Consider the following 23,138-nt stretch of genomic DNA (forward strand, 5'->3'; position numbering starts at 1 on the left):
CATTTCAACGCTCGCTTGTAACTCGGGGAAACCTCGGCAGACATCCACAATCGGGTGATGATGCTGACTTTGCCTTCGCTGTTCGAGTTACGGCGGACAAGTCGCTTTGCCTGCCCCACGAAAACGGCGCGAAGAAAGCGCGAGAACGGCGCTGCGCGCTCCCGCCTCTCCCCTTGTGGGAGAGGCGGTTCGAGTGTGCGGATGCTGTGTTAGCCTCACTACACCGAAACTATGTCGGGGATACCGCGCTCTTCAATTCGCTTGAGGGCACCACTTCGCCGCGCAGCCTTGCGCGTTCGGTGTTGGGCCAGAGCAAGAGCAGGCCGAGCAATCCGGATGTGATCATGATCGCGGCGTTGATGGTGAAGCCGGTCATGTAGCCGTCGAACAGATTCCCCGCGTGCTGGATCACGCTGCCCATGACCGCCGGCGCCACGACGCCGGCAAGCGTGTAGAGCGCGCCATAGATCGAGATCACGGCGCCGCGCTGCGACACCGGGGTGAACTCGCCGATCATCGGTGCACAGACCACATAGATCGACCCGCAGAGACCGGAGCCGAAGACGAGCAGCGCGATCGTCATTCCGCCCGGCGCGACATGGGGCATGATGGCCATGATGATGCCGCCGACGATCAGCGGCACCGAGCCGAGCACGCCGCGCGCGCCGCGGGTGGTGAAACCGCGCGCCAGCAACGACTGCGAAACCCAGCCCGTGAGCATGACGACGACGGCGCCGAACACCCATGGCAGGATCGAAACGAAGCCGGCCTGATGCTGCGAATAGCCGAGTCCCTTGACGATGAAGGGCGTGAACCAGGTGAGCCCAAGCGATAGCGCCCAGTACGCGCCGAAGGTGGCGGCAACGCAGCCGACGAAGGTCCGCGAGGTGAGAAGCCGCGAATAGGGAATGCGCTGCTCGCTGGCCGCCGTCGCCGCGCTCTCCACCAGCGGGCCTTCCTTGCCGAGGATCGCCCACGCCACCACCCACATCAGCCCGACGATCCCGAGGGCGCCGAACGCATAGTGCCAGTCGTGATTGACGATGATCCAGTTCAGCGCCGGGACCGCCAGGATCACGCCGAACGCCGAGCCCTGCGACAGGATCGCAATCGGCAAGGTTCGCTTCTCGTCGGGGAACCATTTGAAGATGGCATGCGCCGCCACCGACGCCGCGGGCCCCTCGCCCGCACCGAGGATGATGCGGCAGATCAGAAGCGTGGCGAAGCCGACGGTGCCGACCATCGGGAACTGCGCCAGCGCCCAGATCAGCGCCAGCACCAGCAGCACCCAGCGGGTCTCGACGCGGTTGACGATGAAGCCGACCACGATGGCCGAGATCGAGAAGAGGAAGAAGAAGGAGGAGCCGAGCAGGCCGAACTGCTCCGGATCGAGTTTCAGTTCGGTCATGATCGGCACGCCGGCGAGGCCGACCACGATCTTATCCGCGAAGTTCACCAGCATGAACAGGAACAGGAGGAAGGTGATCTTCCAGGCGCCTTTCGGCGTCGGCTGTGCGGTCATGCTTGGTTCTCCCCGTGGTTTTCTCGCTTGCTCGGCTCGGTTGTTCGGCTCTGTCGGCCAGGTTGTGCCCCATGCTAGCCTTGGGTTTCCTGACAAGGCAACCGTGGATTTTGACCTGCCGGCCCTGCCGTGGCATCGACAGCGCATGCCAAGTGGAAATCGTCCCGTGCTCGAGGTCACCGGCCTGAGGAAAAGCTATCGTTCGGCCGGCGAGGACATTGCGGTGCTGCGCGGCGTCAACCTTGCGGTTGCCGCGGGCGAAAGCGTGGCGCTGACCGGCGAATCCGGCAGCGGCAAGAGCACGCTGTTACACCTGATCGCCGGGCTCGATGCCGCCGATGGCGGCGAGATCGTTCTCGACGGCGTCAGCCTTTCCAACCTCGGCGAGGCCGGTCGTGCTGCACTGCGTCGCGACCGGCTGGGATTGGTGTTCCAGCAATTCAACCTGATCCCGAGCCTGATGGTTTCGGACAATCTTACCTTTCAGTCGCGGATCGCCGGACGGCATGATCCGAAATGGCACGACGAACTGGTGCAGCGGCTTGGACTGGCGCAGCTCTTGAAGCGATATCCGGAGCAATTGTCCGGCGGCCAGCAGCAGCGCGTCGCGATCGGCCGCGCGCTGGCGCCCAAGCCGCTGCTGCTGCTCGCAGACGAGCCGACCGGCAATCTCGACGAAGAGACCGCCGACGAGGTGCTGGCGCTGGCGCGCGATCTGGTGGCGCGGACCGGGTGCGGCTTCCTGATGGTGACGCATAGCGCGCGGCTCGCAGCATTGCTCGACCGCCGGGTCAATTTGCATGCGGGGGTGATCGCATGAGCCGGGCGCTGTGGACGCTGGCAGTTCTGCTCAGCCATTGGCGTCGGCATCCGATGCAGCTTGCGACGCTGCTGATCGGATTGATCTCCGCGACCGCGCTGTGGAGCGGCGTGCAGGCGCTGAACCAGCAGGCGCGCAACGCCTATGATCGGGCGGCGGCGACCTTCGGCGGCACCCGCACCGCGATGCTCGTCAGTCGCGACAGCACCAGTTTTCCGCAACACCTCTTCGTCGATCTGCGCCGCGCCGGCTGGCCGGTCTCGCCCGTGGTCGAGGGGCGCCCGCAGATCGGCGGACGATCGTTCCGGCTGCTCGGCATCGAGCCGGTGACGCTGCCGGGCGAAGTCAGCACTGCGCCCGTGATCGGCCGGACCGATCTGCAGTCCTTTGTCACGCCGCCCGGTGAAATGCTGGTGGCGCCGGAGACACTGGCAGACCTCGGCCTCAAAGAGGGCGAGCGGCCATCGTCGAATGGCGGCGTGCTGCTGCCGCCACTCCGCGTGCAGGCGCAGCTCGTGCCCGGCGTGCTCGTCGTCGATATCGGGATCGCGCAGCAGATCCTGAAGATGCCGGATCAAATCTCGCGCGTGCTGATCGGCAAATCCAGCGCCAGGCGCGCGCCGCTCGAAAGCATCGCAGGCGACCGGCTGCGCCTGGTCGAGCCCAACGCGGAAACCGATCTCGAGCGCCTCACCGACAGCTTCCATCTCAACCTGACCGCGTTCGGGCTGTTGTCGTTCTTCGTTGGCCTCTTCATCGTCAACTCCGCGATCGGGCTTGCCTTCGAGCAGCGGCTGCCGATGCTGCGCACCTTGCGCGCCTGCGGCGTGTCGGCGCGGATGCTGAACAGCGTGCTGGTAGCCGAGCTGGTATCGCTCGCGCTGGTCGCGGGCCTGGTGGGACTGGTGTGCGGGTATTTCATCGCCGCGGCGCTGCTACCCGACGTCGCGGCCTCGTTGCGCGGGCTGTATGGCGCGCAGATTCCGGGACAACTGACATTGAAGGGCGAGTGGTGGCTCGCCGGCATCGCGATCAGCATCCTCGGCGCGCTGGCGGCCGCCGCCGCGAGCCTTGCCAAGGCGATCCGCATGCCGGTGCTATCATCGGCGCAGCCGCAGGCCTGGCAGCAGGCGCAGCGGCGCTGGCTGGTGTTTCAGAGCGCTGCCGCGCTTGCCGCCTTTGCCGTGGCCGGCGGCTTTCTCTGGTTCGGCGATTCCCTGCTCTCGGGCTTTGCCGTGCTCGCCGCGCTGATGCTCGGCGCCGCGCTGATCCTGCCGATGATTCTGGAGATCGCACTTGCGCTCGGCCAACGCAGCGCCGGGCGGCCGGTCAGTATCTGGTTCTGGGCCGACAGCCGCCAGCAGCTCTCGGGATTGTCACTGGCGCTGATGGCGCTGTTGCTAGCGCTCGCGGTCAATGTCGGTGTCGGTACCATGGTGGAAAGTTTCAGCCGCACTTTCCTGGTCTGGCTCGACGGACGGCTCGCCGCCGACGTCTATGTCAATGCGGCCAGCGATGCGCAGGCAAGTGAGATCAAGGCCTGGCTGCGCGGGCGGAGCGAGGTGCAGGCGATCCTGCCCGGTGGCCGCGCGGATGCGCAGCTTGCAGGCATGCCGATCGAGGTGCTCGGCCTGCCCGATCAGGCCACCTTTCGCGACAACTGGCCGCTGCTGGAGTCGCGGTCGGATGGATGGGACCGCCTGCGCGCCGGCGACACCTGCTTTGCCAGCGAGCAATTGTCGCGGCGGCTGAAGCTTGCGATCGGCGACCGGATCGAGGTGCCCGCGCCGGGCGGCAACTGGCCGCTCGAGATCGTCGGCATCTATGCCGACTACGGCAATCCCAAGGGCCAGGTGGCGGTGAACTTTGCCGCGCTGACGCGGCACTTTCCGGAAGTGCCGCAGACACGGTTCGGCCTCCGCGTCCCACCGCCCGCCGTGCCCGCGCTGATTGCCGAGCTGCAGCAGAAGTTCGGCCTCGATGACCGCAGCGTCGCTGATCAGACGACGGTGAAGGCGGAGTCGAAACGCATCTTCAACCGCACCTTCTCGGTTACGTCAGCACTCAACACCTTCACGCTCGGCGTCGCCGGCGTCGCGCTGCTCACGAGCCTCCTGACGCTGGCGAATTCCCGCCTACCGCAACTTGCGCCGCTGTGGGCGATCGGGCTGACGCGCGAGAGGCTCGCGCGGATCGAATTGCTGAAGACAATGGCGGTGGCGCTGATCACCTCGCTGTTTGCACTGCCGCTCGGCCTTCTGGTGGCTTGGTGCCTGCTTGCGGTCGTGAACGTGAAGGCTTTCGGCTGGCGCTTGCCGTTCCAGGTGTTTCCGTTGCAACTGGTGGAGCTGCTCGGCGTTGCCCTGGCGGCGGCGCTGTTGGCTGCGCTATTGCCTGTCATCCGGCTGGCGCGGATGCAGCCGGCCAATCTGATCCGCATCTTCGTCAATGAGCGCTAAATGAGACTGGGCCGAATTGCATCCGCAATGGTGGCTGCGCTCCCTCCCCCGCTTGCGGGGGAGGGCTGGGGTGAGGGTGTCTCCACGATGGGACTGTCCGTGTGGAGAGAGCCCTCACGCGGCGCTTCGCGCCGACCTCTCCCGCAAGCGGGAGAGGTGAAAATCTCGCGCCGCGCATTTGTCGGCGGCGCGCTTGCAGTTGGCCTTGGAGGCCATGCCCGTGCGCAAGGCTTCGCGGGGCTCGGCGAGACCGCCGACGGGTTTGCGCCTGTCACGCCTGGTAAGAGTTTCGTCTTTCCGCTCGATCACGGCCCGCATCCGGAATTCCGCATCGAATGGTGGTATGTGACCGCGAACCTCGTCGATGCGGCGGGCACCGCCCACGGGTTGCAATGGACGCTGTTCCGGCAGGCGATGCGCGCGGGCGCGCAGCTTGAAGGCTGGGCCAACCAGCAAATCTGGATGGGACATGCCGCGGTCACGCGCGCCGACACGCACCGTTATTCCGAGACATTTGCGCGCGGCGGCGTCGGGCAGGCCGGCGTCGAGACGAGTCCGTTTGTCGGCTGGATCGATGCCTGGGAGATGCGTGGGCTCGACGGCTTCAATGCGGACAAAGTGGCGCCGCTGAAACTCAGCGCGACGGGCGCGGATTTCAGTTACGAGCTCCGGCTCGATGCGGAGCGGGCGCTGGTGCTGCAGGGCGACCGCGGCTACAGCATGAAGTCCGATCGCGGACAGGCGTCCTATTACTACAGCCAGCCCTTCTTCAAGGCGGCCGGCCGCATCGTCATCGACGACAAGCCTGTCGACGTCACCGGGCAGGCCTGGATGGACCGCGAATGGAGCAGCCAGCCGCTCGCGTCCGACCAGACCGGCTGGGACTGGTTCTCGCTGCATCTGCCCAACGACGAAAAGCTGATGCTCTACCGGCTGCGCCAGAAGGACGGCAAGAGCAACCTATTCGGCAACTGGATCGAGCCGGACGGCCGTTCCAGCGAGATCGCTTCAAGCGACAACAGCATCATGCCGATCGCCTTCACCGAGATCGGCGGCCGCAAGGTGCCGACGTCATGGCGTATCGAAATCCCTGCGCGCGGGGTAAAGATCGAAACCAGGCCGCTCAACGCGCGAAGCTGGATGGGAACGGGTTTTTCCTACTGGGAGGGCCCGATCAGCTTTGCCGGCAGCCATGCCGGCGTCGGCTATCTCGAACTGACCGGCTATTGAGCGGCGACTTCAAGGGAGGCTCTCCATGTATCACGACACGGCGATCGTCACCTGCCTTGCGATCGCGTTCTATTTCTTCACCTCGGCGACCGTTGCGCGGGCGCGTTACACATTCGCCGTCAAGCTGCCGGCGATCTCGGGGGATCCAGATTTCGAGCGCATCTTCCGGGTGCAGATGAACACGCTGGAATGGATGCCGATCTTCCTGCCCTCGCTGTGGCTGTTTGCGATCTACATCAGCGACGCGATCGCAGCCGCGCTCGGCGTGGTCTGGATCATCGGCCGCATCGTCTATTTCATCGGCTATCGCCAAGCCGTCGAAAAGCGCGGCCCCGGCTTCGGCATCCAGGCGCTGGTGTGCATCGTGCTGTGGGGTGGCGCGTTGGGGGCCGCGACGTGGAAGGTGATTTCCTGAGAGGGTTATTTGAGATTGACGGCTATTCAAACTCCAATGTCGTCCCGGGCTTGACCCGGGACCCATAACCGCAAGCGCTCGTGGTGTGCTCCGCCGCAACCGCTTGCGCGCACCACAACGACCGACTGTGGTTATGGATCCCCGCTTTCGCGGGGATGACGACCGAGTGGTTGCTAAAGCATCACTTCGTCAGCGGGCAGCCGCTTTCCTTGGCGGTGAAGAAGGCCTTGTCGCCGGGCACCACGGCGAGCTGCTTGTAATAGTCCCACGGCTTCTTCGATTCCGAGGGCTTCTTGACCTCGAACAGGTAAAGGTCGTGCACCATGCGGCCGTTCTCCTGCACCTTGCCCTTGGCGAAGGCGTCGTCGACCGGCAACTCCTTCAGCTTTTTCGCCACCTTATCGCTGTCCTTGGTTCCGGCGGCCTTCACGGCCTTCAGATAGGACAGCGTCGCCGAATAGGTGCCGGCGTGGATCATGCTCGGCATGTGGCCGGTGCGCTTGATGAAGCGTTCGCTGAAGGCGCGCGAAGCGTCGTCGTGGTCCCAATAAAACCCTTCGGTGAGCACAAGACCCTGCGCGGCTTCCAGCCCGAGACCGTGGACCTCGGACAGCGTCATCAGCAGGCCAGCAAGCTTCTGCCCGCTCTTGACGATGCCGAACTCGGCCGCCTGCTTGATCGAGTTGGTGGTGTCGAGGCCGGCATTGGCAAGGCCTACGATCTTCGCCTTCGAGCTCTGCGCCTGCAGCAGGAAGGACGAGAAATCCGACGAGTTCAGGGGCACGCGCACCGAGCCCAGCACCTTGCCGCCCTTTTCCTTGACGATGTCGCTGGTGTCCTTTTCCAGCGCGTAGCCGAAGGCGTAGTCGGCGGTCAGGAAAAACCAGGTATCGCCGCCCGCCTGCACCAGCGCGCCGCCGGTGCCCACCGCCAGGGCGCGGGTGTCATAGGCCCAGTGGAAACCGTAGGGCGTGCAGGCATCGCCTGTGATGCGGGAGGTCGCCGCGCCCACGACGATGTCGATCTTCTTCTTCTCGTTGGAGAGTTCCTGGACCGCGAGCGCCACCGAAGAGGTGGTCAGCTCGGTGATCATGTCGACGCCTTCGGTATCGTACCAGCGCCGCGCGATCGCAGAGGCGAGATCGGGCTTGTTCTGGTGATCGGCGGTGACGAGCTCGATCTTGTGCCCCAGCACCTCGCCGCCGAAATCTTCGATCGCCATCCTGGCGGCCTCGAGCGAATACTTGCCGCCGTAATCGGCATAGACGCCGGACTGGTCGTTCAGGATGCCGATCTTGACGCCCTGGGCAAAACTCGGAGTTGACAGCAAAAGGCCGCCAAGGGCGACGGCGGCGAGCAATCCCGATTTCATAAATGATCTCCCTGCAGTTTCTGTTCGGAATATAAGCGAATGATATTTTATAACCCTGCGGCTGCCCATCACTTTCGGCTCAGCCATTAGTGGGGCTTGCGGCCCTCGTCATTCCGGGGCATCGCCAACGGGTCCGCGCGAAGCGCGGCCCGATGACAGGCTCCGCGATGAGCCCGGAATCCATCGGGCCGCATACGCTGGCGGAGAAATGGATTCCGGGCTGGCGCTGCGCGCGCCCCGGAATGACGGCGGGGTGAGACCGCGGCCCCCGCCTCAAGCTTCCACCGGCTTCTTCGGATGCCTGGGATCGGCGAGCCCGCGCACCACCATGTAGAAGATCGGCGTGAAGATCAGGCCGAACAGGGTGACGCCGAGCATGCCGAAGAACACGGCGACCCCGACCGCCTGGCGCATCTCCGAGCCCGAGCCGGTCGAGACCACCAATGGCAGCACGCCGAGGATGAAGGCGAACGACGTCATCAGGATCGGCCGCAGCCGCAGGCGGCAGGCCTCGATCACCGCCTCCAGCCGCGGCTTGCCCTCGGCCTCGATGTCGCGCGCGAACTCGACGATCAGGATCGCGTTCTTGGCGGCGAGGCCGACCAGCACGACGAAACCGATCTGAGTCAGGATGTTGACGTCCTGCCCCATGATGCGCACGCCGATGGTCGCAGCCAGCAGGCACATCGGCACGATCAGGATCACCGCAAACGGCAGGCTCCAGCTGCCATATTGCGCGGCGAGCACGAGATAGACGAACAGCACGCAGATCGGGAACACGTAGAGCCCGGCATTGCCGCCGGTGATCTGCTGATACGACAGGTCGGTCCACTCGAACGCAAAACCGCTCGGCAGCGTTGCATCGGCGAGCTGTTTGATGGTGTCGAGTGCGGTCTGCGAACTCGTGCCGGGCGCCGGCTCGCCCTGCAGCTCGGATGCCGAATAGAGGTTGTAGCGCGCGACGCGGTCGGGCCCGGAGACGTCGCGGAATTCGACCACGCTGCCGAGCAGCACCATGTCGCCCGCGGCATTGCGTGTCCGCAGCCGCGCGAGATCGGAGGTTTCCTTGCGGAACGGCAGGTCAGCCTGCGCGGTGACGTGATAGGTGCGGCCGAACAGGTTGAAGTCGTTGACGTAGGTCGAGCCGAAATAGGTCTGGATGGTGTCGTTGATGCTTGCGATCGGCACGCCGAGCTTCTGCGCCTTGATGCGGTCGATGTCGACGAACACTTGCGGCGTATTGGCGGTGAACGGCGAGAACACCGAGGTGAGATATGGCGACTTGCGCGCGGCAGCGACAAGTTCGTCGGTCGCGGCAGCCAGCAGCTCGGGGCCGCGGCCCTGGCGATCCTGGATGCGGATGGTGAAGCCGCCGCCGGTGCCGATGCCCGGCACCGCAGGCGGCGGGATCACGATGATGAAGGCCCCCTGGATCACAGACAGGCGCTTGCGCAGCTCGGCCGTGATCGCGGTCGCCGACAACCCTTTCTTCTGGCGCGCCTCCGGCTCATCGAACACGGGGAACAGCGCCGCGGCATTGCCCGACTGCGTGCGCGTTGCGCCCGAGAAGCCGGCAAAGGCCGCGACGCGCACGATGCCCGGCGTGTCGAGCGCGATCCGCTCGATCTCGCGCACCACCGCCGTGGTGCGAGCCAGCGATGCCGCCCCCGGCAATTGCACCGACACGATGATGTAGCCCCGATCCTGCGCCGGAATGAAGCCCTGTGCCGTGGTCGCGAGCAACCAGCCGGCGCTGCCGATCAGCGCGACATAGATCAGCAGCATCACCGCCGTATGGCGGATCACGAAGTCGGCCGCTGCGGCATAGCCATGCGACAGCCGGTCGAACAGGCGGTTGAAGACGCCCGTGAACTTCTCCCAGCCACGGGCAATGATATTCCAGCGCGCCGCCGGCCGCTTCTCCTCATGCGGCACCAGGATCAGCGAGGCCAGCGCCGGCGACAGCGTCAGCGAGCAGAAGCAGGAGATCGCGGTTGCGACCGCAATGGTGACGGCGAATTGCTGGAAGAACTGGCCCGAGATGCCGCCGAGGAATGCGGTCGGCACGAACACCGCACACAGCACCAGCGCGATCGAGACCAGCGCTCCGCCGACCTCCTCCATCGTCTTGAGCGCGGCATCGCGCCGGCTCATTCCGTGCTCGAGATGCCGCTCGACATTCTCGACCACCACGATGGCGTCGTCGACCACGATGCCGACCGCCAGCACCAGGCCGAACAGCGTCAGATTGTTGATCGAGAAGCCGAGCGCAGCCATCACCGCGAAGGTGCCGACCAGCGACACCGGGATCGCGATGATCGGAATGATCGCCGGCCGCCAGCCCTGCAGGAACACCAGCACCACGATGACGACGAGCAGCATCGCCTCGTAGATGGTCTTGATCAGCTCGTGGATGGATTGTGCGATGAATTCGGTCGGGTTGTAGCCGATATTGTAGTCGAGCCCTTTCGGGAAGCTCGCCTTGAGCTTGACCATCGTATCGGAGATTTCCTTGGCGGTGGCGAGCGCGTTCGAGCCGGGCCGCTGCGTCACCAGCATGCCGACCGCCGATTTCTTGAGCAGGAAGCTGTTGGTGCTATAGGACAGCGCGCCAAGTTCGACGCGGGCAACGTCGCGCAGGCGCACGGTGCGGCCGTCGGCGCCGGCCCTGACCACGATATCCTCGAACTGCCTGGGATCCTTGAGACGGCCGGTAAAGACAAGGTTGGGCTGGAACGCGCGATCCGCAATCGGCGGCTCCGCGATCTGTCCGCCCGCGATCTGCAGGTTCTGCGCGCGGATCGCCGCCAGCACCTCGGTTGAGGTCAAGCCGAGATTGGCGAGGCGGTCGGGATCCAGCCACAGCCGCATCGAGTAATCGCGCGCGCCGAAGATCTGGATGTCGCCGACGCCGTCGAGCCGGAGCAACTGGTCGCGGACCTGCAGCAGCGCATAGTTGGAGATGTAGAGCTGGTCGAAGCTGTCATCGGGCGACAGCATGAATACGACCATCAGGATATCAGGGCTGTTCTTGCGCGTGGTCACGCCGTTGCGCTGCACCTCTTCGGGCAGTCGCGGCTGCGCGATCGCGACACGGTTCTGCACCAGCACCTGGGCGGTGTCGAGGTTGGTGCCAAGCTTGAAGGTGACGGTGATGGTGAGCTGGCCGTTCGAGGTGGCCTGGCTGTAGAGATACAGCATGTCCTCGACGCCGTTGATCTCCTGCTCGATCGGGGCAGCGACGGTGTCGGAGACGGTCTGCGCGGAGGCGCCGGGATAATTGGTGGTGACTACCACGGTGGGTGGCACCACTTGCGGATATTCCGAGACCGGCAGCGTGGTGTAGGCGATCGCGCCGACGATCAGGAGCACGATCGACAGCACCATCGCCAGGATGGGCTGGTTGATGGAAAGCCGCCCGAGGTTCATGATTTGCCACCGCTCGCGGCTTGTGCGGGATGCGGGCTCACCTTGGCGCCGACGCGAGCGCGCTGCAGGCCATCGACGATCACGCGGTCGTCCGCCTTGAGGCCTTCGCGGATTACGCGCAGACCTTCGTCGAGCGGGCCGAGCGTCACGGGCTTTGCCTCCACCGTGTCGTCGTCCTTGACCACGAACACGATCTTGCGCGACTGGTCGGTGGCGACAGCCGTGTCGGGCACGAGCAGCGCCTCATAAGGCGAGCTGCCGATGATCCGCACGCGGCCGAACTGTCCGGGCAGGATCGAGAGATCCTTGTTCGGAATCACCGCGCGGCTCCGCAGGGTGGCGGTCGAGACATCCAGCCGGTTGTCGAGGAAATCCATCTTGCCTTCGTGCGAGGGCCTGGTTTCGCCGGTCAGCGTCACCTGGACCGGATTGGGCGTATCGCGCGAACTCGGCCGTTTGCCCTCGAACCAGAGCCGGTTGTTCCGCAGATAGGTCGCCTCGTCGACGTCGAAATAGATGTAGATCGGGTCGAGCGACACGATCGAGGTGAGCAGGGTCGCGCCGCCCTCGCTGCCCTGCACAAGATTGCCGACGCTGACGAGATGGCGGCTGACGCGGCCGGTGAGCGGCGCCAGCACATGGGTGAATTCGATGTTGAGCTGGGCTGCCTTGAGCGCGCCCTCGGCCTGCGTCTCGGCGGCATGGGCTGCCTGCAAGGCCTGACGGCGCTGGTCGACGACCTGTTCGGAGACTGCACTGGTCTGAACCAGGTTCAGGCCGCGGTCGAGCTCGCGCTTGGCGAGCTCCGCCTTGGCCCGCGCGTCCGCAAGTTGTCCCTCAGCCTGCTTGGCGACGGCCTCGAACGGGCGCGGATCGATCACGTAAAGCAGGTCGCCGGCGCGGACGATGGCGCCATCGCGAAACTCGACGCTGGTGACGAAGCCGCCGACGCGGGCGCGAACCTGGACCTCCTCGATCGCTTCGAACCGCCCGGTGAATTCGTCCCAATCCGTGACCGTGCGCTTGGTCGGCTGCGCCACCGTGACCGCAGGGGCCGGCGCCGCCGCCTGTGGCTGCTGCTTGTCGCCACAGCCCGACAATGCCAAGGCAGACGTTGCCAAGGCAATGAGCAAGCCAAGCGCGCTGACGCCGCGCCGTGAGTTGGCCGTGAGGTTCCCCGTCCTGTCGTTCGCGCCCAAGTCGATCTCCCCCTGAACAGCACAGGCGGCGCGGGTAACGCCGCTCGGATCCGCAGCTTGCGCGCAGCGGAGGTCACAGATGTGACCGGAGGACAGTCTGTTCAAGAGAGGGACGGGATCAAGCAAAATCGCTGTCCATTTTTCGTGGCCGCACGCCGACACAGGCGGCAATCACCTCCGCAAAGCCCACCCGCGGACGCCGATGGCGCATCTAAGGGCATGACGAGCCGTTCCGGCTCCGTTAGATTGCCGTCAAAGAAAATAAATCTTTCAGGGAGGGTCGGCTCGTGCACCGAGGACGTGTCGTATTTGGCGCAATGGAGGAGGTCGTGTTCGGCCGCCAGGCGGCTGAGGCGATCGTCGAGCAGGTGGCGCGTGTGGCCGCGCAGCGCGCCTTCCTGATGGTCAGCGGAACGCTCAACCGCACGACCGACGAAATCGAGCGAATCCGCGCCGCGCTGGGCGCAGCTTGCGCCGGCACCTTCGATGCGATGCCGCCGCATACGCCGCGCTCCGCCGTGGTCGCGGCAGCCGAGCAGGCGCGCGCCGCGAAAGCCGACCTTATCGTCACGATCGGCGGCGGCTCGATCACCGACGGCGCCAAGGCGGTGCAGCTATGCCTCGCCAATGGTATCCGCAAGGCCGACGACATCGAGAAAGTCCGCACCAGCCACGGCGTAACGCCTCAAATCAATGCACCCATCGTACGCCAGATCAGCGTGCCGACGACGATCGCGGGCGGCGAGTTCACCGCGATCGCCGGCGTCACCAACGAGAAGAAACGGGTCAAGGAGCTGCTGACGCATCCCCTGGTGATGCCGCGCGCCGTCATCCTCGATCCCTGGCTTTCGTTGCATACGCCGGAATGGCTGTGGCTCTCGACCGGCATCCGCGCGGTCGATCATTGCGTCGAGGGCATCTGCTCGAACGAATCGCATCCCTATGCCGATGCACAGGCGCTGAAGGGACTGTCGATGCTGGCGCAAGCCCTGCCGCAGGTCAAAGCCGATGCAACCGACATCGACGCGCGGCTGGACTGCCAGATCGGCACCTGGCTGTCGACGGGGCCGCTCGCCTCCGGCGTGCCGATGGGCGCGAGCCATGGCATCGGCTATGTGCTCGGCGCCGAATTCGACGTGCCGCACGGCTACACGTCCTGCGTGATGCTGCCGGCGGTGATGCGCTGGAACAAGTCGGCCAATGCGGAGCGGCAGGCGCAGGTCGCCGCCGCCATGGGCCATCCCGGTCAGGACGCCGGCGACGTGCTCGACAACTTCATCCGCGGACTGGGCCTGCCGCGCAGCCTTCAGGACGTGCGGATCGGCCCCGAACATTTCGACCATATCGCGGCGCAGGCGATGAAGACGCCGTGGGTTCCGCGCAATCCGCGCGCTATCGCAGGGCCCGAGCAGGTCCGCGAGATTCTTCTGCTGGCAGCATGAGGGACATTTTCCACTGATGTATACCGGAAAGCACGCTTATCTGCGCCCGTTGCAACCGGCCTTCATCATGGCTGCGACGGGCGAGACCGTCACCTATCGCGAGCTCGAGGTGCGCAGCAACCGCCTGGCGCACCTGTTTCGAAAATGCGGCCTGAAGCGGCTGGAGCACTATGCGATCTTCATGGAGAACAACAATCGCTATCTGGAGGCCTGCGGTGCCGGCGAGCGCTCCGGCCTCTATTTCACCTGCGTGAATTCCTATCTGACCCCAAGCGAGCTCGCCTACATCCTCACCAACAGCCAGTCGCGCATCCTGATCACGTCGAGGGCAAAACTCGACGTCGCGCGCGAGGCGCTGAAGGAATGTCCTGAGGTCGAGCTCTGCATCGTCGCCGACGGCGAGGGCGAAAGCGATCGCATCGTCGGGCTACAGCAGATGACTGCGGGCCTTCCTGCGACGCCGATCGAGGATGAAGCGATCGGCACCGCGATGCTCTATTCGTCCGGCACCACAGGTCGGCCCAAAGGCATCCTGCGGCCGCTGCCGGAGCAAGCGCCGTCACAGCAACTGCCGCTGTTCGATTTCCTACAGAAACTCTGGCACTACCGCGAGGGAATGATCTATCTGTCGCCCGCGCCGCTCTATCATTCGGCGCCGCAGGCGGCCGTCAATCTCACCATCCGCGTCGGCGGCACCGTCGTTATCATGGAGAGCTTCGATCCCGAGCGTTATCTACAGCTCGTCGAGCAATGGGGCATCACGCATAGCCAATTGGTGCCAACGATGTTCTCGCGCATGCTGAAGCTGCCGGAGGAGGTGCGCAAACGCTACGACCTGTCGTCGCTGGAGATCGCGATCCACGCCGCCGCTCCCTGCCCTGCCCTCGTCAAGGAGGACATCATCAACTGGTGGGGGCCGATCATCCACGAATATTACGGCGCGACCGAGGGTCTCGGCTTCACCGCCTGCAATACCGAGGAGTGGCTGTCCCATCGCGGCACTGTCGGCAAGGTGCTGCTCGGCGACCTGCATATCCTCGACGAGAACATGCAGCCGAGCCCCAAGGGGACGCCGGGCACGGTGTGGTTCAAGACCGCCTCGGCCTTTGAATATTTCAACGATCCCGCCAGGACGCGTGAGGCACGCTCGGCGGACGGCAGCATGAGCACGGTCGGCGACGTCGGCTATGTTGACGATGACGGCTATCTCTATCTCACCGACCGTTCGACCTTCATGATCATCTCCGGCGGAGTGAACATCTATCCGCAGGAATGCGAGAACCTCCTGATCACCCATCCCAAGGTCGCGGACGCCGCCGTGTTCGGCGTGCCCAACGCCGATCTCGGCGAGGAGGTGAAAGCGGTGGTGCAGCCGATGCATGACGTGGTGCCGGGACCCGATCTTGCCGAGGAATTGATCGCGTTCTGCGCGCAATCGCTGTCGCGCCAGAAAGTGCCGCGCTCGATCGATTTCGAGGCGGAACTGCCGCGGCTGCCGACCGGCAAGCTCTACAAACGCCTGTTGCGCGACCGCTATTGGGGCAACAAGACCTCGCGTATCGTGTGAGCTGGCCTATCTGCGCTCGCGCTGCGACGAAGGCGTGGACGTGTGCGCCGAGGCTGGACTCGCTCGGTGGGGCGTGTCTGCGCTATAGTGCCTGCCCGTCTGCCAGCTTCGTCGGGAGGCACGCCATGGCATTGCCCGAGCCACGCGAGCCCACGCCGCTACCGGCCCCAAGGCTCGAATTCACCGCCGCAGAGATTGGCGCCCTCGCCCACCTCTATCGCGGCGAGGTTTACCGAAGCACAGTCTGGCGCACGCGCCTCGACAGTTCGACCAACTGGGCGGTGGTCACAACGGGCATTGCCTTGTCGGCCACCTACAGCAGCGCCGACGCGTCGCCTTTGCCGATGGTCCTCGTCGGCCTGCTTGTCACCGTGTTCCTGCTGTTCGAGGCCCGGCGCTACCGCTACTTCAATGTCTGGCGCGCCCGCGCGCGCCTGCTCGAAACCGATTTCTACGCGCCGATGATCCGCGGCGAACGGCTTGACCCGAATTCGACCTGGACCGAGCTGCTCGCCAATGATTATCGCAATCCGAGCTATCACATCAGCTATGCGCGCGCGATCGGCCGAAGGCTGCGCCGCACCTATGGCTGGATCTTCGCCATCCAGGCCATCGCCTATTACGGCAAGCTCGCGATCCATCCGGCGCCGCTGACCACCCTTGCCGAAGTTTGGGAGCGGGCCGCGATCGGCCCCATTCCGGGGATCCTGGTCGTTCTTGCGGGAGTCCTCTTTCATGCAAGCTGGGTGATCTTCGCTTTTGTCACGTATCGCGTCGAAACCACCAGCCGACGCGAGCGGCAGAGCCTGATCGCGATGGGTTGATACGTCGCCGCGTTGCCCGGCTGCAGCTTTTGCCCTAAGTCTTGAGCAACAAAAAGACTAGGGAGGATGGCCGATGGACGTGGTCCGGGTAGGTCCGGGATTCGCTGCGGAAATTCGCGGTGTGACGCTGGGCGATGTCGCCAGAAGCAAGGCCGCTTATGCTGCAGTGCGTGCAGCATTTGAAGCGCACTCAGTCCTGGTGTTTCGCGACCAGGACGTGTCAGATGAAAAGCAACTGGCATTCTCGCGCCGCTTCGGCCCGCCGGAAGTGACAAAAATCGGTTCCATAGGAACGGGATCGCATTTCGTGATCCTCACGACCATCGGCCCCGACGGCCAGGTGGTGCCAACAGATCATCGTCAGGCTCTGCGCAGCAAGGCCAACCAGCTCTGGCACACCGATTCCTCGTTCAAGCGCGTGCCGGCGCTGACCTCGATCCTGTCGGCACGAGTGATTCCCGATCATGGCGGCGAGACCGAATTCGTCTCCACCCGTCTTGCGTTCGAACTGCTGGACGAGGGACTCGCAAAGCAGCTCGAAAACTCCTTCGCCTGGCATTCCTACGCGCATTCGCGCGACCAGATCGCGCCCGGCCTTGCGACGCCTGAGGAGATGGCGGTGCTGCCGCCGGTGTGCTGGCGCATGGTGTGGCGCAACCCCGCCAACGGCCGCGGCGCACTCTATCTCGCATCGCACGCCTATGCGATCGAAGGCATGGCGGCCGCCGCGGGCAAGAAGCTGATCGATGAACTGATGGCGGCAGCCACCGCGCCGGGAACAACCTACTTGCACAAATGGCGGCAGGGCGATGTCGTGATGTGGGACAACCGCGCCACCATGCATCGCGGGCGGCCGTGGCCGGCGCATGAGCCGCGGCTGATGATCCGCACCACGATCTCGGCGACAGAGGCCGACGGTCTCGCCAGCATGGGCCTGCCCTCGCCACAAGCGGCAGAATAGCGGCCCGCATTGCAGCGCCTAATGTCGCAGGCTCGGCATTTCATCCGAATTGCCGATCCTCATGCATACGACGCTGGTTGCTCAGACCTCACACCATGGTATCCTCCATGCCAAATCGGCCATAGAGACCGAACGTCGGGAGGAAATGATGCGGAGCGTGCGAGCGCTTGCCGTGGCAGCGCTGTGTTGGCTTGCGGCTTGCGATGTTTCGCTGGCGGAGACACCGAAGTCCGGCGGCATTCTCAGGATGTATCACCGCGACAGTCCAGGCAGCGCCTCGATCCACGAAGGCGCAAGCTATTCGTTCAACGTTCCCTTCATGCCGATCTTCAACAACCTGGTGATCTTCAACCAGCATATTCCGCAGAACAGCGTCGATACGATCGTGCCGGAACTCGCGGAGAGCTGGGCCTGGAGCGATGACAAGAAGAAATTGACATTCAAGCTTCGCAACGGCGTCAAATGGCATGACGGCAAGCCGTTCACCTCGGCCGACGTCAAATGCACCTTCGACCTGTTGATGGGCAAGTCGCAACAGAAGTTCCGCCAGAACCCGCGGAAATCCTGGTACGATCAGGTCAATGACGTCACCATCAATGGCGATTACGAGGCCTCATTCAACCTGAAGCGGCCGCAGCCCGCGCTATTGTCGCTGCTCGCATCCGGCTATAGTCCGATCTATCCCTGCCATGTCTCGCCGGCGGAAATGCGCACCAAGCCGATCGGCACGGGTCCGTTCAAGTTCGTCGAGTTCAAGGCCAACGAGTCGATCAAGCTGACGAAGAACCCGGACTACTTCAGGAAGGGCCTGCCCTATCTCGACGGCATCGAGTTCACCATTGTGCCGAACCGCTCGACGGCGATCCTTGGCTTCGTCTCCGGCAAGTTCGACATGACGTTCCCGACTGAAGTATCGATCCCGCTCTTGAAGGATGTCAAATCGCAGGCGCCCAATGCGATCTGCGTGGTGGAACCGAGCAACGTTGCCACCAACATCATCATCAATTCGTCGGCGCCGCCGTTCGACAATCTCGACATCCGCCGCGCGCTGGCGCTCGCCCTTGACCGCAAGGCGTTCATCTCGATCCTGTTCGAGGGACAGGCCGACATCGGCGGCACCATGCAGCCCGCGCCGGCGGGATTGTGGGCGATGCCGAAGGAGATGCTGGAGACGATCCCGGGCTATGGGCCCGACGTCAACGCCAACCGCGAGCAGGCGCGCAAGTTGATGCAGAAGGCGGGCTACGCCCCCGACAAGCATCTGCAGATCAAGGTTTCGACTCGCAACATCCCGGTCTACCGCGACCCCGCCATCATCCTGATCGACCAGCTCAAGACCATCTATATCGACGCCGAGCTCGATGTCGTCGACACCGCGCAATGGTTCCCGAAGGTCGCGCGCAAGGACTATTCGCTGGGCCTGAACCTCACCGGCAACGCGGTCGACGAGCCCGACCAGTCGTTCTACGAGAACTATTCCTGCGACTCCGAACGGAACTACACCAACTACTGCAATCGCGAGATCGAAAAGCTGTTCGACCAGCAGTCGGCCGAGACCGACCCCGAAAAGCGCAAGAAGCTGGTGTGGGAGATCGACAAGAAACTACAGGAAGACGTGGCGCGGCCGATCATCCTGCATAGCCGCACCGGAACCTGCTGGCAGCCTTACGTCAAGAACGTGACGGTGATGTCCAACAGCTCCTACAACGGCTACCGTTACGAAGACGTCTGGATGGACAAGTAGCGTCCGCGAGGTGACGAGATGGAATCGAGTCAGCCTCCGCGTCGGGAGTCCCCACCTCTCCCAAAGGGAGAGGTCGCGCTGAAGGCGCGGGTGAGGGGTTACGCTCTATCGAGGGCGCCGCGGCCCCTCACCCGGCGCGTTGCGCCGACCTCTCCCCGCTGGGGGGAGGTAGTAACCGCGACCGTCCTGCTGTAGCGGCGCAGACGACAAGAGGAGAGCGGCCAGGTGCTAGCCTATATCGTCCGGCGCCTCTTCCTGATGCTCGTGACCCTGTTCGGGATCTCGGTCATCATCTTCGTGCTGCTGCGCATCGTGCCCGGCAACATCGTCGATATCCTGTTCGACGCCGCCGGCTATGTCGATCCCGCCGACAAGGCCAACCTGGAGAAGGAACTCGGCCTCAGCGACCCGATCGTGCTGCAATATCTCAAGTGGATCGGCGGCCTGCTGCACGGCGATCTCGGCTATTCCTATGTCTCGGAAAAGCCGGCGCTGCAGGAGATCCTGCCGCGGATCCCGATCACCGCAAGACTCGCCGGCCTGGCGCTGTTGTTCTCGGCCTCGATCGGCATTCCCTTGGGCGTGCTCAGCGCGGTGCATCAGGGCACGCGGCTCGACTATGCCTTGCGCGTGGTCAGCCTGAGCGGGCTGTCGCTGCCGTCGTTCTGGCTGGGACTGCTGATCCTGATGGCGTCAGTGTCGATGCTCGGCTGGATGCCGATCTACAACCCGAACCCGCAGACCTGGGCCGAGGCGTTCGCGATCTACTGCATTCCGGCGATGGCGGTTGGCTTCCGCAGTGCGGCGCTGACCATGCGCATCACCCGCTCCTCGATGCTGGAGATCCTGCGGCAGGATTACATCCGCACCGCCCGCGCCAAGGGCGCATCGGACGCCTCCGTCAACTATCACCATGCGCTGAAGAACGCGGTGCTGCCTGTGATCACCGTGATCGGCATCGAGGCGGCATTTCTGATCGGCGGATTGATCGTCACCGAGACGGTCTTCAACATCCCCGGCGTCGCGCGCTTCCTGGTCGAGGCATTGCGCTGGCGCGACTATCCGATCGTGCAGAATCTCGTGATGTTCATCGCCGTGGTCGTGGTCGTCGTCAACTTCACGGTCGACATGCTCTACGCCGCGATCGACCCGCGCATTCGCTACGGAGACTAGCTCTTGGCTGTCATCAACTTCGATGCCGAACTGAAGCGCGCCGGCGCTGACGCCACCCACGGCTGGCGACGGCTGACGTTCCTTGCGCAGCGTTACCTGCTCGGCACGATCGGCCTCGTCATCATGGTGCTGTTCGTCGCGATGGCGCTCTCGGCCGACCTGATCAGCCGTTACGATCCGCTTGCCGTCGATTCGGCGCACCGCCTGGCCGCGCCCAATGCGCTGCACTGGTTCGGAACCGATTCGTTCGGCCGCGACGTCTGGAGCCGCATCATCCATGGCGCACGCATCTCGCTCGCGGTCGGTCTCGGCTCGACCGCGCTCGGCGCGTCGATCGGCGTCATCGTCGGGCTCGCCTCCGGCTATCTCTCCGGCTGGGTCGATCTGTTGTTCCAGCGCATCACCGACATCCTGCAGTCGCTGCCGCTGTTGGTGCTGGCGCTTGTGATGACGGCCGCGCTCGGCCCGTCGCTGCCGAACGTCATCATCGCGATCGCGATCCCGTTGATCCCGACGGTGGCGCGCGTGATCCGCGCCAACACGTTGGCGCTGCGCGAACTGCCGTTCGTGGAGGCAGCGAAATCGATCGGCATGAGCGAGATGCGGATCGCGTTCCGCCACGTGCTGCCGAACACGCTGGCCCCCCTGATCGTGCTCGCGACCGCGCAGCTCGGCTCCACCATCCTGACGGAGGCATCCTTGTCGTTTCTCGGCCTTGGCATTCCCGAACCCTATCCGTCCTGGGGCCGCATGCTCTCGGAATCGGCTGCAGAATATGTGCGCGTCGCGCCGTGGCTCGTGATCTTTCCGGGGATCGCGATCAGCCTCGCGGTGTTCGGCACCAATCTGTTCGGCGACGCCCTGCGCGACATCCTCGATCCAAGGCAGCGCGGCTGATGAGCGGAGCAGGCAAGGCAGAAGCGGTGCTCGAGGTGAAGAACCTAAAAACGGTGTTCTTCACCAATTCGGGATTATTCAGGGCGGTCGACGATGTCTCCTTCAGCGTCCGCCGCGGCGAGACGCTGGCGATCGTCGGCGAATCCGGCTGCGGCAAGAGCGTGACCGCGCTCTCGGTGATGCGGCTGGTGCCGGACCCGCCCGGCAAGATCGTTGGCGGCGAGATCGTGCTCGAAGGCCAGAACCTGCTCGCGCTCGATGACGAAGCGATGCGCAGGATCCGCGGCAATCGCATCTCCATGATCTTCCAGGAGCCGATGACCTCGCTCAATCCGGTGATGCGGATCGGCGACCAGATCACGGAAGCCTTGCGCCTGCACCAGGAGATCAGCGGCAAGGAGGCCTGGAAGCAGGCGGTCGACATGCTGCGCCTCGTTCGCATCCCCGAGCCGGAGCGGCGCGCGCAGGAATATCCGCACCAGCTTTCGGGCGGCATGCGCCAGCGCGCGATGATCGCGATGGCGCTGGCCTGCCGGCCGGCGCTCTTGATCGCGGACGAGCCGACCACTGCACTTGACGTCACGATCCAGGCGCAAATCCTGGCGCTGATGGTCGATCTGCAGAAGAAGCTCGGCACCGGGCTGATCCTGATCACGCATGATCTCGGCGTGGTCGCGCAGACGGCGCAGCGCGTGATCGTGATGTATGCCGGCAGGAAGGTCGAGGAAGCCAGCGTCGAGGCGCTGTTCGAGAATCCGCTGCACCCGTATACGCGCGGCCTGATGGCCTCGATCCCGGCCGTGCCGTCGCTCGACGCAAAAGCCGATGTGCGGCTGGTCGAAATCCCCGGCATGGTGCCGTCGCTAACGAAGCTGCCGACGGGCTGCGCGTTCGCGCCGCGCTGCCGGTTCGCGATCCCGCGCTGCCGGGAGGAATATCCGCCGCTCGGCGATTTCGGCGGCAGGCACCTTGCCGCCTGCTGGCGCGCGGGCGAGATGGCGGAGGCCTCATGAGCGAAGCGCGGCCGCTGCTGGAGGTCACCGACCTCGTGAAGCATTACCCGGTGCGCGGCGGCGTGCTGCGCCGGCAGGTCGGCACCGTGCATGCGGTCGATGGTGTCAGCTTTTCACTGGCTCCCGGCGAGACGCTGGGGCTGGTCGGCGAATCCGGCTGCGGCAAGTCGACGGTGGCGCGTAGCGTGCTGCGGCTGGTCGAGCCGTCGAGCGGCGAGATCCGGCTGAACGGCGAGGCGATCACGCATCTGAGCAAAGCGGAGCTGCGTGCCCACCGCCGCTCGATGCAGATCGTGTTCCAGGATCCGTTTGCCTCGCTCAACCCGCGCATGACCGCGGGCGACATCGTCGGCGAACCCCTAAGCGTGCACGGGCTGGCTTCGGGCGAGCGGAAGCAGGAACGCGTCGCGGAACTGTTCCAGCAGGTGGGCCTGCGGCCCGACCAGATGAAGAACTATCCGCACCAGTTCTCCGGCGGCCAGCGCCAGCGCATCTGCATCGCACGCGCGCTGTCGCTCGGGCCGAGCCTGATCGTCTGCGACGAGCCGGTCTCCGCGCTCGACGTCTCGATCCAGGCGCAGGTGATCAATCTGCTGATCGACCTGCAGCGCCAGCGCAACTTCTCCTATCTGTTCATCGCCCACGACCTCGCCGTCGTCGCCCATATCAGCCACCGCGTCGCCGTGATGTATCTCGGCCGCATCGTCGAGATCGCAGACAAAGCCGAGCTGTTCGCCAACCCGCGCCATCCCTACACCCAGGCATTGCTGGCCTCCGTGCCGGTCGCCAATCCACGGGTCAAGCGGCTGACGCCGCTGGTCGAGGGCGACGTGCCGAGCCCGATCAACCCGCCCTCCGGCTGCGCGTTTCATACGCGCTGCCGCTACGCAATGGATCGCTGCAAGCTTGAACGCCCACCGCTGGTGGAAGCGGGTGCCAGACATCAGGTGGCGTGCTGGCTGAATGAGGGAACGGGGCGGGTCAACGCGCCGTAGGGTGGGCAAAGCGCAGCGTGCCCACCATCAAGTGTCGTGCTCGTGATGGTGGGCACGCCGCGCTTTGCCCACCCTA

At 64.7% G+C, this 23,138-nt stretch carries 17 protein-coding genes; 13 read left to right on the forward strand and 4 right to left on the reverse strand.

What is annotated here, in order from left to right; translation table 11 throughout:
- Positions 1 to 229 precede the first annotated feature (229 nt).
- A complete protein-coding gene (locus AC5ZGW_RS24485) occupies positions 230 to 1,522 on the reverse strand; it encodes an MFS transporter (RefSeq protein WP_130227311.1) in 1,293 nt (430 codons plus the stop codon).
- Positions 1,523 to 1,667: 145 nt separating this feature from the next.
- Between AC5ZGW_RS24485 and AC5ZGW_RS24490 the strand changes: the two genes are divergently transcribed.
- The 4 genes from AC5ZGW_RS24490 to AC5ZGW_RS24505 all read left to right on the forward strand — a co-directional run bounded on the left by AC5ZGW_RS24490 (position 1,668) and on the right by AC5ZGW_RS24505 (position 6,446).
- Positions 1,668 to 2,342, forward strand: a complete 675-nt coding sequence (locus AC5ZGW_RS24490; protein ID WP_130227312.1) for an ABC transporter ATP-binding protein — start codon at positions 1,668 to 1,670, stop codon at positions 2,340 to 2,342.
- Positions 2,339 to 4,801 (forward strand): ABC transporter permease, encoded by a 2,463-nt coding sequence (locus AC5ZGW_RS24495; RefSeq protein ID WP_130227313.1) that lies wholly within the window; start codon positions 2,339 to 2,341, stop codon positions 4,799 to 4,801. Before AC5ZGW_RS24490 ends, AC5ZGW_RS24495 begins: the two co-directional genes overlap by 4 nt.
- A gap of 156 nt (positions 4,802 to 4,957) precedes the next feature.
- Positions 4,958 to 6,031 (forward strand): lipocalin-like domain-containing protein, encoded by a 1,074-nt coding sequence (locus AC5ZGW_RS24500; protein ID WP_245474820.1) that lies wholly within the window; start codon positions 4,958 to 4,960, stop codon positions 6,029 to 6,031.
- Positions 6,032 to 6,056: 25 nt separating this feature from the next.
- Positions 6,057 to 6,446: an MAPEG family protein gene (locus tag AC5ZGW_RS24505; protein ID WP_028167245.1), complete on the forward strand. Its 390-nt coding sequence runs from the start codon at positions 6,057 to 6,059 to the stop codon at positions 6,444 to 6,446.
- Positions 6,447 to 6,627: 181 nt separating this feature from the next.
- Here AC5ZGW_RS24505 and AC5ZGW_RS24510 read toward each other — a convergent pair whose 3' ends face one another.
- The 3 genes from AC5ZGW_RS24510 to AC5ZGW_RS24520 all read right to left on the reverse strand — a co-directional run bounded on the left by AC5ZGW_RS24510 (position 6,628) and on the right by AC5ZGW_RS24520 (position 12,380).
- Positions 6,628 to 7,818 (reverse strand): ABC transporter substrate-binding protein, encoded by a 1,191-nt coding sequence (locus tag AC5ZGW_RS24510; RefSeq protein WP_028167246.1) that lies wholly within the window; start codon positions 7,816 to 7,818, stop codon positions 6,628 to 6,630.
- A gap of 273 nt (positions 7,819 to 8,091) precedes the next feature.
- On the reverse strand, positions 8,092 to 11,247 hold the full coding sequence (locus AC5ZGW_RS24515; RefSeq protein WP_028167247.1) for an efflux RND transporter permease subunit: 3,156 nt from the start codon (positions 11,245 to 11,247) through the stop codon (positions 8,092 to 8,094).
- On the reverse strand, positions 11,244 to 12,380 hold the full coding sequence (locus AC5ZGW_RS24520) for an efflux RND transporter periplasmic adaptor subunit (RefSeq protein WP_245474821.1): 1,137 nt from the start codon (positions 12,378 to 12,380) through the stop codon (positions 11,244 to 11,246). Before AC5ZGW_RS24520 ends, AC5ZGW_RS24515 begins: the two co-directional genes overlap by 4 nt.
- 353 nt (positions 12,381 to 12,733) lie before the next feature.
- On the opposite strand from AC5ZGW_RS24520, the gene AC5ZGW_RS24525 reads away from it, so the two are divergent.
- From AC5ZGW_RS24525 to AC5ZGW_RS24565, 9 genes are all read left to right on the forward strand, one after another.
- Positions 12,734 to 13,888, forward strand: coding sequence for an iron-containing alcohol dehydrogenase (locus tag AC5ZGW_RS24525; protein WP_165435318.1), 1,155 nt, complete (start codon positions 12,734 to 12,736; stop codon positions 13,886 to 13,888).
- 16 nt (positions 13,889 to 13,904) lie between these two features.
- Entirely contained in the window at positions 13,905 to 15,455 is a 1,551-nt protein-coding gene (locus AC5ZGW_RS24530; protein WP_130227315.1) for an AMP-binding protein, read from the forward strand.
- 125 nt (positions 15,456 to 15,580) lie between these two features.
- Positions 15,581 to 16,279: a DUF2270 domain-containing protein gene (locus AC5ZGW_RS24535; protein WP_130227316.1), complete on the forward strand. Its 699-nt coding sequence runs from the start codon at positions 15,581 to 15,583 to the stop codon at positions 16,277 to 16,279.
- 73 nt (positions 16,280 to 16,352) lie between these two features.
- Positions 16,353 to 17,240: a TauD/TfdA dioxygenase family protein gene (locus tag AC5ZGW_RS24540; protein WP_130227317.1), complete on the forward strand. Its 888-nt coding sequence runs from the start codon at positions 16,353 to 16,355 to the stop codon at positions 17,238 to 17,240.
- A 148-nt stretch (positions 17,241 to 17,388) separates the two neighbouring features.
- Positions 17,389 to 18,984, forward strand: coding sequence for an ABC transporter substrate-binding protein (locus AC5ZGW_RS24545; RefSeq protein ID WP_130227318.1), 1,596 nt, complete (start codon positions 17,389 to 17,391; stop codon positions 18,982 to 18,984).
- Between the two features lie 225 nt (positions 18,985 to 19,209).
- Entirely contained in the window at positions 19,210 to 20,157 is a 948-nt protein-coding gene (locus tag AC5ZGW_RS24550; protein WP_130227319.1) for an ABC transporter permease, read from the forward strand.
- A gap of 3 nt (positions 20,158 to 20,160) precedes the next feature.
- On the forward strand, positions 20,161 to 21,054 hold the full coding sequence (locus AC5ZGW_RS24555; RefSeq protein WP_028167254.1) for an ABC transporter permease: 894 nt from the start codon (positions 20,161 to 20,163) through the stop codon (positions 21,052 to 21,054).
- Positions 21,054 to 22,067, forward strand: a complete 1,014-nt coding sequence (locus AC5ZGW_RS24560) for an ABC transporter ATP-binding protein (RefSeq protein ID WP_130227320.1) — start codon at positions 21,054 to 21,056, stop codon at positions 22,065 to 22,067. Before AC5ZGW_RS24555 ends, AC5ZGW_RS24560 begins: the two co-directional genes overlap by 1 nt.
- Positions 22,064 to 23,062, forward strand: a complete 999-nt coding sequence (locus AC5ZGW_RS24565) for an ABC transporter ATP-binding protein (RefSeq protein WP_130227321.1) — start codon at positions 22,064 to 22,066, stop codon at positions 23,060 to 23,062. The genes AC5ZGW_RS24560 and AC5ZGW_RS24565 overlap by 4 nt, the downstream gene beginning before the upstream one ends.
- The last annotated feature ends 76 nt before the right edge of the window (positions 23,063 to 23,138 follow it).

Source organism: Bradyrhizobium sp. Crot121, from assembly GCF_059512385.1.